Source organism: Streptomyces sp. NPDC048257 (genome assembly GCF_043201855.1).
Classification (GTDB): Bacteria; Actinomycetota; Actinomycetes; order Streptomycetales; family Streptomycetaceae; genus Streptomyces.
The window spans coordinates 598,095-608,384 of the sequence record NZ_JBICZI010000001.1 but is presented as its reverse complement, the minus strand read 5'-3'; the positions used below and the strand labels follow the sequence as shown (position 1 = coordinate 608,384).

General features: G+C 71.1%; 9 protein-coding genes. 4 read left to right on the top strand and 5 right to left on the bottom strand.

The genetic code is table 11. The annotated features are described in order from the left end of the window. Positions 1-151: 151 nt before the first annotated feature. Positions 152-2,176, bottom strand: coding sequence for a DNA helicase RecQ (gene recQ / locus ACGFZK_RS02905; RefSeq protein WP_393847034.1), 2,025 nt, complete (start codon positions 2,174-2,176; stop codon positions 152-154). An 89-nt stretch (positions 2,177-2,265) separates the two neighbouring features. Next, the gene (locus tag ACGFZK_RS02900; RefSeq protein ID WP_393847033.1) at positions 2,266-2,475 is read right to left on the bottom strand and encodes a hypothetical protein; all 210 of its coding nucleotides are present in this window, start codon (positions 2,473-2,475) and stop codon (positions 2,266-2,268) included. Between the two features lie 366 nt (positions 2,476-2,841). On the opposite strand from ACGFZK_RS02900, the gene ACGFZK_RS02895 reads away from it, so the two are divergent. Both ACGFZK_RS02895 and ACGFZK_RS02890 read left to right on the top strand, forming a co-directional pair. Next, a complete protein-coding gene (locus ACGFZK_RS02895) occupies positions 2,842-3,303 on the top strand; it encodes an RICIN domain-containing protein (RefSeq protein ID WP_393847032.1) in 462 nt (153 codons plus the stop codon). Between the two features lie 50 nt (positions 3,304-3,353). Beyond that, positions 3,354-3,824 (top strand): Dps family protein, encoded by a 471-nt coding sequence (locus ACGFZK_RS02890; RefSeq protein WP_393847265.1) that lies wholly within the window; start codon positions 3,354-3,356, stop codon positions 3,822-3,824. 75 nt (positions 3,825-3,899) lie between these two features. On the opposite strand, the gene rph is transcribed toward ACGFZK_RS02890, so the two are convergent. After that, positions 3,900-6,500: a rifamycin-inactivating phosphotransferase gene (gene rph / locus ACGFZK_RS02885; protein WP_393847031.1), complete on the bottom strand. Its 2,601-nt coding sequence runs from the start codon at positions 6,498-6,500 to the stop codon at positions 3,900-3,902. A gap of 184 nt (positions 6,501-6,684) precedes the next feature. On the opposite strand from rph, the gene ACGFZK_RS02880 reads away from it, so the two are divergent. Together ACGFZK_RS02880 and ACGFZK_RS02875 are read left to right on the top strand one after the other, a co-directional pair. Beyond that, positions 6,685-7,320 carry an HIT family protein gene (locus tag ACGFZK_RS02880; RefSeq protein WP_393847030.1) on the top strand — a complete coding sequence of 212 codons (636 nt, stop codon included), beginning with the start codon at positions 6,685-6,687 and terminating at the stop codon, positions 7,318-7,320. Beyond that, the gene (locus ACGFZK_RS02875) at positions 7,317-7,790 is read left to right on the top strand and encodes an SRPBCC domain-containing protein (protein ID WP_393847029.1); all 474 of its coding nucleotides are present in this window, start codon (positions 7,317-7,319) and stop codon (positions 7,788-7,790) included. Before ACGFZK_RS02880 ends, ACGFZK_RS02875 begins: the two co-directional genes overlap by 4 nt. On the opposite strand, the gene ACGFZK_RS02870 is transcribed toward ACGFZK_RS02875, so the two are convergent. Both ACGFZK_RS02870 and xdhC read right to left on the bottom strand, forming a co-directional pair. Next, positions 7,774-9,261 (bottom strand): SulP family inorganic anion transporter, encoded by a 1,488-nt coding sequence (locus ACGFZK_RS02870; protein ID WP_393847028.1) that lies wholly within the window; start codon positions 9,259-9,261, stop codon positions 7,774-7,776. The genes ACGFZK_RS02875 and ACGFZK_RS02870 overlap by 17 nt on opposite strands. Positions 9,262-9,420: 159 nt before the next feature. Then, the gene (gene xdhC, locus ACGFZK_RS02865) at positions 9,421-10,290 is read right to left on the bottom strand and encodes a xanthine dehydrogenase accessory protein XdhC (RefSeq protein WP_393847027.1); all 870 of its coding nucleotides are present in this window, start codon (positions 10,288-10,290) and stop codon (positions 9,421-9,423) included.

Here is a 10,290-nt window from a genome sequence, read left to right as displayed (position 1 = left end):
ACCCCCCCCCCCCGCCGGGGGGCCGGGCCCGCCCGCGGCGGCCCACCCCGGGGGGGGGCCCCCCCGTCCGCCACACCCGCCCCCGCCCCGCCCGCCCCCCCCCCGGGGGGGGGGGGCCCCCCGGGCCCGGCTTCCCCGGACGGCGAACCGGCTACTGCCAGTCGTCCCAGGGCGGCGGAGCCATCTCGTCCGGGTCGAAGGGCGGCTCGTCGGGGTCCGGTGCCCCGGGGTGTGCCGCCGGCGGGGACGCCGGGTGAGCCGGGCCGGAGGAGGCCGGACCGGAGGACTCGGCCGGGGGCGCGGTGCCCGGCGCTCCGGCCGTGGCGCCGCACTCCGCCAGGGTGTCGAGGACGCCCTGGGCGAACTTGGCGAGCTTGGCCTCGCCGACGCCGCCGATGGTGGCCAACTCCTCCGCCGTGGCGGGCATGCGCGTCGCGATTTCCCGCAGCGTCGCGTCGTGGAAGACGACGTACGCAGGTACGCCCTGCTCCCGCGCTGTCTCCGCCCGCCAGGCGCGAAGGGCCAGGAAGACCGGTTCGGCCGCGGCCGGCAAGTCGACCGGCACGCGGGCGCCCTTGCCCGAGCGGGACCCGGACTCCTTGCGGGAGGGGCCGGCGGGCGCCTTCTCCTTGCGCATCGGGACGCTGCGGCGCCCTCCCAGCACCTCGCCGCTCTCCTCCGTCAGCACGAGCGTCCCGTACTCGCCCTCCACCGCCAGCAGCCGCTGCGCCAGCAGCTGGCGCACGACCCCGCGCCATTCGGCGGTGCCCAGGTCGGCCCCGACGCCGAACACGGACAGCCCGTCGTGGTCGAACTGGATGACCTTGGCGGTCTTCTTGCCCTGCAGGATGTCGATGATCTGGCCGGCGCCGAACTTCTGGCGCCGTTCCTTCGCCAGCCTCCACACCGTGGACAGCAGCTTCTGCGCGGGGACCGTGCCGTCCCAGGACTCGGCCGGCGTCAGGCAGGTGTCACAGTTGCCGCAGGGCTCGCCCGACTGCCCGAAGTACTCCAGCAGCCGCACCCGACGGCAGCTGACCGTCTCGCACAGCGCGAGCATGGCGTCCAGGTGCATGCCCAGGGAGCGGCGGTGCGCCTCGTCGCCCTCGGATCCGGCGATGAGCTTGCGCTGCTGCACCACGTCCTGGAGGCCGTACGCCAGCCAGGCCGTGGCCGGCTCGCCGTCGCGGCCGGCGCGGCCGGTCTCCTGGTAGTAGCCCTCGACGGACTTCGGCAGGTCGAGGTGGGCGACGAAGCGCACGTCCGGCTTGTCGATGCCCATGCCGAACGCGATCGTGGCCACCACCACGACGCCCTCGTCCCGCAGGAAGCGCGCCTGGTTCGCCGCACGCGTGCGGGCGTCCATCCCCGCGTGGTAGGCCACCGCGTCGATGCCCTGCTCCACCAGGAAGGCCGCGGTCTTCTCCACCGAGGCGCGCGAGAGGCAGTAGACGACTCCGGCGTCCCCGTCGTGCTCGGCCCGGATCAGCTCCAGCACCTGCTTGAGCGGGTTGTCCTTCGCGACGATGCGGTACTGGATGTTCGGCCGGTCGAAGCTGGCGACGAAGTGGCGGGCCTCCTCCAGACCGAGCCGCGCCACGATCTCGGCGTGGGTGGCCTCGGTGGCCGTCGCGGTGAGCGCGATCCGCGGCACCTTCGGCCAGCGCTCGTGCAGCATGGACAGCGCGAGGTAGTCGGGCCGGAAGTCGTGACCCCACTGGGCGACGCAGTGCGCCTCGTCGATCGCGAAGAGTGACACCTTGCCCCGGTCGAGCAGGCGCTGGGTGCTCTCGGTGCGCAGCCGCTCGGGCGCCAGGTAGAGCAGGTCCAGCTCGTCGGCGAGGAAGGCCTGCTCGACGGCCTGCCGCTCGTACGGGTCCTGCGTCGAGTTGAGGAATCCGGCCCGCACCCCGAGGGCGTTGAGCGCGTTCACCTGGTCCTGCATCAGCGCGATGAGCGGCGAGATCACGACGCCCGTGCCTTCCCGGACGAGCGCCGGGATCTGGTAGCACAGCGACTTGCCGCCGCCGGTCGGCATCAGCACGAGGGCGTCGCCACCGCTGGTGACCTGCTCGATGATCTCCTGCTGTTCACCGCGGAAGGAGCTGTATCCGAACACGCGGTGCAGTACCTGCAGAGCGTCGGAGGTCTCGGGGGAAGTGTCCGGAAGGGCCATCCGTGAAGCCTATCGGCACCCGCCGACACACCGGCCCCAGCCGCCGGAACCCGGGGGCCGGCGACCGGGCCGCGATCCACGGGCCGACGTCATGCGGCGGGGCAGGGCAGGGCGAAGTCGACCGCCGCGAAGTAGCGTGCCCATTCGGCTTGGGTGATCCGCGGGTACGCACTGCCGCAGATGCGGGCGACCACCGTGTCCCGGCGCGTGTTCCACAGCCGGATCGTGAAGTCGTTGCCGCCGGTGGCCAGTCTGACCGCACACTCCTCCGCGGGGTGGGGACCCGGCGTGAAGCGCATCCCCGGCGACCCCGATGCCCGCGCGCGGGCCACGCTACGCGGCAGTCACCCCGGCACGCCTCCACGTACGCCAGCGTGACGCCCAGGCTCGGGAACGTGCGCCCGCCCGCGGCGTCGGACAGCGTCGTGGACGAGTAGTGCGCCTCTCTGGCCAGTGCCCGGCAGGGCGGCCGTCCCGCCGCCTCGCGCAGCTTCCGCGGGTCGGCCGCGAACCGCGTCAGCGGACCGGTGTCCGGGTCGAGCGGGCGTTCGGCGCGTGGCATGGCTTCCTTTCCGGGGCCTTCCAGGCCCTTTCCGCAGCCGCGATGTGCCGGCAGCTGGAGATGGGTCACCGCACACTGCGCAATGGCCGGACGGAGGGAAAGCATGCACGCTCTGAAGCGACTGATGCCGCTGCCGGCGGCCATCGGGCTCACGGTCGGCGGCACCTTGACGGGTTCGCCGGCGTTCGCCGCGGCACCGCTGCTCAAGTCCAACCTGAACGGAAGGTGCGCCGACGTCTTCATGTTCCATCAGGAGAACGGCGCCTCCACCGTGACGTGGGACTGCACCGGCAACACCAACCAGCAGTGGCGCTGGGACGGCGAGCAGATCCGTTCCGGTCCGAACGGAAAGTGCCTGGAGATCTACGGTTTCCATCCGGGCGACCAGGGATCGGTGAGCATGTGGGACTGCACCGGGGGCAGTAACCAGAAGTGGTTCCGCAACGGCAACGAGGTCCGGAGCAGAGCTGGAACTTCTGAACGGTGGCCCGGTCCGGCACGTGATGTGACCGGCTCGGCTGAACGGACCAGCCGGGCACACGGGACCGTTTTGCGTCCCTCGTAGCGGGTAGGCGACGTTTCGTCGATACATATCCCGATATGAATGGAGACGTTGTGTCCGTCGTCAAGAACGCCCTCCCGGAAGCGGACCTGAAGGTCGTCGGTGAAGCGCTGCAGGGCGCTCTGGTGGACCTGGTGGACCTCTCGCTCGTCGCCAAGCAGGTGCACTGGAACGTGGTGGGTCCCCGCTTCCGGTCCGTACACCTCCAGCTGGACGAGGTCGTCACCACGGCGCGCACCCACTCCGACGTGGTTGCCGAGCGCGCCTCCGCCCTGGGGATCACCCCGGACGGCCGGGCGGCGACGGTGGCGTCCGCCACGGCGATCACCGGCGTGCCCGAGGGCTGGATCAAGGACGTGGACGCCGTCCGCATCCTCGTCGACGCCCTCAGCACCGTGATCACCCGCATGCGCGACCGCATCCGGTCGACGGACGAGCCCGACCCGGTCACCCAGGACCTTCTGATCGCCGTGACGGGTGAGCTCGAGAAGCACCACTGGATGTTCGCCGCCGAGAACGCCTGAGCGAACCGGGGGCGTGGCCCCGGCGGGGGCCGCGCCCCCGCCGGCACGTGCCGGGGCGGCCGTGGGGTGGTTCGGTCAGGGCAGGATCTCGATGTACCCGTCGGTTCCGTGCACGCGGATCCGCTGCCCGTCGTGGATCAGCCGGGTGGCCTGCTCCACGCCCACGACGGCCGGCAAGCCGTACTCCCGGGCGATCACCGCGCCATGGGTCATCAGGCCGCCCACCTCCGTCACCAGGCCCGCGATTCCGACGAACAGCGGCGACCAACTGGGGTCCGTGAAGGTCGTGACCAGGATGTCGCCCGCTTCCAGATCGGCCTCCGCCATGTCGAGGACGACGCGGGCCCTCCCCTCGACGGTCCCGGCGGAAACCGGCAGGCCGACCAGCGCGCCGGCCGGCACGTCGTCGCGCCGGTACGCGCCGGTGAGCGCCTCACCCTCCGAGGTGAGCACCCGGGGCGGGGTGAGCGCGTGGTACGCCGTGAACGCCTCCTTGCGCTGCTGGAGGAGCTGTCGGTCGACCACCCGGTTCGAACGCACGACCTCGTGGAGTTCCTGGAAGGTGAGGTGGAAGACGTCCTCCTTCTCCGGCAACACGCCCGCCCGCACGAGGCGCTCGGCCTCCTCCAGCAGGGCCTGCTTGTACACGAAGTAGCGGCTGATGATGCCGTACTTCGGGTACTCCCGGTACCCGATGAAGGTTTTGACCCGGTCGATCATCCGCTTGGCCTCGTCGGCCTTGCGGTCCCCGTCCGGCAGGGCCCGCAAGCGTGACAACACGTCCTGTTCCTTCTCCTGCGCCTTCTGCCGCCCCTGCTCGAAGCGCCGCTCGGCGGCGCCCGCTTCGAAGTTCCGCACGTTGTCGAGGATCACGGGCACCAGCGTGGTGGGGCGCTCGCGCCACCGCGGCCTCGTGATGTCGATCTCGCCGACGCACCGCATGCCGTACCGGTCGAGGTACGCCTCCATGGCGTCGCGCGCCTCGGTCCCGCCCGCGAGCTTCGCCAGCTCGTCCAGGAAGCCCTCGTCCCGGGCGCCCTGAAGGAACGCCACCACCTCCGGCAGCGGGCGGATGACGTCCGCGACGTCGAGCAGAGCCAGTCCCATCTCCGACGTGATGTTGTCGGGGGCGGACAGGGTCAGCGTGTCGGCCGCGTTCTTCTCGCCCAGCCATTCGTGCAGTTTCTCGTTGAGCCACCACGTGGCTTCCATACCCGCCATGATCGCCTGATGGCTCAGCGGATCACTGAGGACCCGCTTGTGCTCCTCGAAGGCCTCCAGCAGGAAGTCGAACAGCGCCGGTCCGCTCTTCGTCCGGATGTCGCGCTCCAGGGCGGCGATGGACACCCGGCTGCGCTCGATCAGCTCGGTGACGATGGCCGGATCGGTCTCGATCGGAGCGGGCGCACCGCCGGCCGGCGGCCCGGCGGGACCCGCGTCCGGGAGCGACGGGACGAAGTCGTCGCGGTCGAGGACGGTCTCCAGAGCATCCCTGATCAGCGGATCGCCCTTCCCCAGGGCGTCCAGGAGGCCGGCGCGGCTCGCAGGCGAGGCCAGGCGCCGGGTGACGTCGACGAACAGCCTCCCGCCGGCCTCGTGCATCGGCACCATGGCCGTCAGCTGCCACATGGAGAACCCCAGGGGCTTCATGGGGTCGGTCATCATCTGCCCGTGACCGACGGAGACGTAGACGTGGTTCTCCTGGTCGCCGGCGTCCGGGATGGGGAACAGCGTCGTGATCGGCCGGCTCTGAACGATCCGGAAGCCGTCGTCGACCAGGCACCATTCGATGTCCTGCGGTCGGCCGAAGTGAGCTTCGATCCGCCGCCCGAGCTCCACGAGCCGCACCACCTGCGCATCCGTCAGCGCCGGCTGCTCCTGCCGCTGCGCGTCGATCGCCACTTCCTGCGTACCACCGGCCGGCAGGGCGTGCACGGCACGCTGTTTGGCGGCGATCGTCCTGGCGACGACTTCGCCGTTGCGCACCGTGAAGACGTCCGGGTTCACCAGGCCGGAGACCAGGGCCTCGCCGAGGCCGAAGCCGGCGTCGACGGTGGAGAGCTTCCGGTTGCCCGTGACGGGGTCGGCCGTGAACAGGATGCCGGACGCGTGCGGGAAGGCCATCTGCTGCACGACCACGGCCATGTCGACCGTACGGTGGTCGATGCCGCTGCGCTGACGGTAGGTCACGGCCCGCTCGGTGAACAGCGAGGCCCAGCACCGGCTGACGTGCCGGAGGATCGCCGTCGGCCCCACGACGTTCAGGTACGTGTCCTGCTGGCCCGCGAAGGAGGCCGTCGGCAGGTCCTCCGCCGTCGCGCTGGACCGGACGGCGTAGGCGGTCTGCTCACCGCGCCGGGCGAGCGCTCCGGTGATCGCCGCCGCGAGGTCGTCCGGGACGGCGATCCCTTCGATGGTCCGGCGGATCTGCGCGCTGAGCGTGCGGATCGCCTCCCGGTCGTCCGGGTTCACGCGCGACAACCGATCGAGCAGATCGTCGATCGACGGTGCCTGCGCCATGATCTGCCGGAAGGCGTGCGTCGTCACGCAGAAGCCGGGCGGTACGCGGATGCCGTCGATCCGTGACAGCCCGCCCAGGTGTGCACCCTTGCCACCGACGACCGCAACCTGTCCCTCGTCGACCTCTTGAAGATCCAACACGTACTGCACGATCACGTCGTGGCTCCATTTCCGCAGGTTGTGGCTTCGGTTGACGATTCTGCGCTGTGACCCGGGCCTTGCGGCAAGCCCCCCGGCGCGCTATAAATTGAGAGTGGCAAGGAGAGGGCTCTCCTTGCCTTTGTCTTTGCCGCCCATGAGAGTTGACGAGCTCCGGCGGACCGGCGTGAGGCGAGTGGGGATGGGCGGAACCGAACCGTCCGAGCCGCAGCCGCAGCCGCATGCTTCGGCCGGCGGGCGGCGGCCCATGGGTCTCGACTCCTACGAGGACCGCGCGCGACGCGGGCCGTGCTTCGTCTGCGCGTTCCTGGGCGGGCATCCGGACTACGCGCACGAGCTGGTCCTCGAGGACGAGGATCACGTGGCCTTCCTCGACCGGTGGCCGACCCTTCCGGGGAAGGTCCTCGTCGCGCCGAAGGCGCACATCGAGCACGTCGTCCGCGACCTGGACGAAGCGGCCTACACCCGGATCATGCTGTTCGTACGCGAGATCGCCCTGGCGGTCGAAGACGTGTGCGGCGCGGAGCGGACGTACCTCTACTCCCTGGGCAGCCGGCAGGGCAACGCCCATCTGCACTGGCACATCGCCGGCCTCCCACCCGGTACTCCCTATCGTCAGCAGCAGTTCCACGCCCTGATGACCGAGAACGGCGTGCTGTCCGTGTCCGCCGAGGAAGCTGCCGACCTGGCCGCGCGTCTGCGCGGAGCCGTTGCCGCCCGCAGGGCCGGACCGGCCGCCGGAAGCGCTCGCCCGTCACCGGGTCCGGGGCCGTGCTTGCGCACATTCGGGACCGGACGGGGCAGAATCGGTCCATGAGCAGGAAGGACCGGGCCGGCCGGATGATCGCCGCTCCACCCGCGGCCGTCTACGCAGCCCTCCTCGACCGGGAGTCCCTGGAGACCTGGCTGCCGCCGGACGGGATGCGCGGGCGGATCGAGCGGTGGGATCCCCGGCCCGGCGGGGGGTTCCGGATGGTCCTGACCCATCTCGATCCCGCCGGCGGCCCAGGCAAGACCTCCGATGCGACGGACGTCGTCGAGGTCGTCTTCGCCGACCTGGCGCCGCCGGAACGTGTGGTGCAGCGGGCCGTCTTCGAGGCCGACGACCCGAAGTACGCCGGGACCATGACGATGACCTGGCACCTCGCCGCTGCCGGTGACGGGACCGAGGTGGCCGTCACCGCCGAGGACGTGCCGCCCGGTATCGACCAGGCCGTACACGAGGCCGGGATCGCCTCCTCGCTGGCCAACCTGGCGTCGTACGTCGAGGTCAGCCGGCGGCGGTGAGTTCGCCGCTGAGCGTCCTGTGCAGGCGGGCACTGGGCCCGTTCAGGCCGGTGATCTCCACCGTCTTGCCGCGCTGCGCGTAACGGTGCTCGATCGCGTCGAGCGCCGCGACCGACGAGGCGTCCCAGATGTGGGCGGCGGACAGGTCGATGACGATCTTGCCGGGGTCGCCGGCGTAGTCGAACCGGCCGACGATCTCGTTGGAGGAAGCGAAGAAGAGCTGGCCGCTGACGGCGTAGACGACCTGGCTGCCGTCGGGGTCGGTGACCGAGGTGACCTCGGCGAGCCGGGCCACGCGCTTGGCGAAGATGACCATCGCGGTGACGGATCCGGCGACGACGCCGACGGCGAGGTTGTGGGTGGCGACCACGCAGGCCACGGTGACGACCATCACGGTGATCTCGCCCGCGGGCATGCGGCGCAGGGTCCCGGGTGCGACGGAGTGCCAGTCGAAGGTCGCGAAGCAGACCATGACCATGACGGCGACCAGGGCGGCCATCGGGATGTCGGAGACGACCGGGCCGAAGACGATGCACAGCACCATCAGGAACGCGCCCGCGAGGAACGTGGACAGCCGGGTGCGGGCGCCGGAGACCTTTACGTTGATCATGGTCTGGCCGATCATGGCGCAGCCGCCCATGCCGCCGAAGAACCCGGTGACGATGTTCGCGATGCCCTGCCCGACGGCTTCCCGGGTCTTCGACGAGGAGGTGTCGGTGATCTCGTCGACCAGCTTCGCCGTCATGAGCGACTCCATCAGCCCGACGAGCGCCATGGCGAAGGCGTACGGGGCGACGGTGCTCAGCGTGTCGAGGGTGAACGGCACGTCGGGCAGGCCGGGAACGGGCAGGGAGGACGGCAGCGCACCCTTGTCGCCGACCGTCGGCACGGCGATTGCGGCGGCGACGGTGATCACGGTGAGGATCACGATCGACACGAGCGGGGCCGGGACCGCCGTCGTGATCCTCGGGAAGAGCACCATGAGGGCCAGGCCGGTGGCGAGGAGCGGGTAGACGGCCCACGGCACGTTGCGCAGCTCCGGAACCTGGGCCATGAAGACGAGGATCGCGAGCGAGTTGACGAAGCCGACCATCACCGAGCGCGGGATGAACCGCATCAGCCTGCCCACGCCGAGCGCGCCGAGGGCGATCTGGAACACCCCGGCCAGGATCACCGCGGCCACCAGGTACCCGAAGCCGTGCTGCCGGTTCAGCGGCGCGATGACCAGGGCCACCGCACCGGTGGCGGCGGAGATCATCGCGGGCCGTCCGCCGACCACGGCGATCGTCACGGCCATGGTGAAGGAGGCGAACAGGCCGATCGCCGGATCCACCCCGGCGATGATCGAGAACGAGATCGCCTCCGGAATGAGCGCCAGCGCGACCACCAGGCCGGCCAGCACCTCGGTGCGGAGCACCTTCGGCGACAGCCAGGACGGGCGGAGGCCGCGCAGGCGCACGGGTATGGACACGGCGGGGTGCGGCAAGGGAAGCAGACCTGTCAGGCGGGCACACCGCCGACGGGCAGGCGTACGGAAGGACGGGGAACGACCCTCAAAGGTACCGCGCGGGCCCAGGGCTACGTCGGCCCCCCGTGGGCCGACGTAGCGCCGGGACTGCTCGGGCACCTTCTAGGCGGCACCGGAGCGTACGTGGACCGCGGGGACCGCCGGCTCCGTGGCCGGCGCCGCCACCGGGAGGTCCTGTTCGAAGGCGCGGAGCAGGTCCGCCGCGACGCTCACCGCGATCGTGGCGGGCTCCTTACCGGTGATCTCGGTCAGTCCGATCGGGGTCTTGATCCGGGCGATGGTGGCGTCGTCGTGGCCCCCCTCGGTGGCCAGGCGCTTGCGGAACCGCACCCATTTGGCGGCCGAGCCGATCAGCCCGATGGAGCCGAGACCGGGGGTACGCAACGCGGCGTCGCACAGGGCGGCGTCCTCCGCGTGGTCGTGGGTCATGATCAGGACGTGGGTGCCGGGCGGCAGCTCCGCGAGCACCTCCTCCGGAAGCAGCGGTGTGTGGTGCACGTGGACCTGTGCCACCGCGTCCGCGAGCACGTCGAGCCGTTCGTCGGTGAGTATGTCGGAGCGGCTGTCGACCAGGTGCAGATCGAGGTTCTGGCGGGCCAGGATGCGTGCCAGCTCCAGTCCGACGTGCCCGACGCCGAAGATGGCCACCGCCTGGACCACCGGCAGCGGTTCGAGCAGCAGGCTGACGGCTCCGCCGCAGCACTGCACGCCGTGCGGTCCGGTCACCTTGTCGTTGAGTGCGAACTCCATCAGCTCCGGCTCCGGATCGGGTTCACAGGTCAGCTGGCGGGACCGGTCGATGGCGACGGCCTCGATGTTGCCGCCGCCGATGGAACCCCAGGTCTCGGTCCGTCCCACCACGAGTTTGGCACCGGCACCACGGGGAGCGTGGCCGCGCACGGTCGCGACGGTCACCAGCACGCCGGGTTCCCGGCGTGCTCGCAACCGCGCGACCGCGGCGATCCAGGTCAT

Excerpts from the sequence above, each read along its gene's own strand:
- recQ (WP_393847034.1), bottom strand. The coding sequence starts at position 2,176 with ATGGCCCTTCCGGACACTTCCCCCGAGACCTCCGACGCTCTGCAGGTA.
- ACGFZK_RS02900 (WP_393847033.1), bottom strand. The coding sequence starts at position 2,475 with ATGCGCTTCACGCCGGGTCCCCACCCCGCGGAGGAGTGTGCGGTCAGA.
- ACGFZK_RS02895 (WP_393847032.1), top strand. The coding sequence starts at position 2,842 with ATGCACGCTCTGAAGCGACTGATGCCGCTGCCGGCGGCCATCGGGCTC.
- ACGFZK_RS02880 (WP_393847030.1), top strand. The coding sequence starts at position 6,685 with ATGGGCGGAACCGAACCGTCCGAGCCGCAGCCGCAGCCGCATGCTTCG.
- ACGFZK_RS02875 (WP_393847029.1), top strand. The coding sequence starts at position 7,317 with ATGAGCAGGAAGGACCGGGCCGGCCGGATGATCGCCGCTCCACCCGCG.
- xdhC (WP_393847027.1), bottom strand. The coding sequence starts at position 10,290 with ATGACCTGGATCGCCGCGGTCGCGCGGTTGCGAGCACGCCGGGAACCC.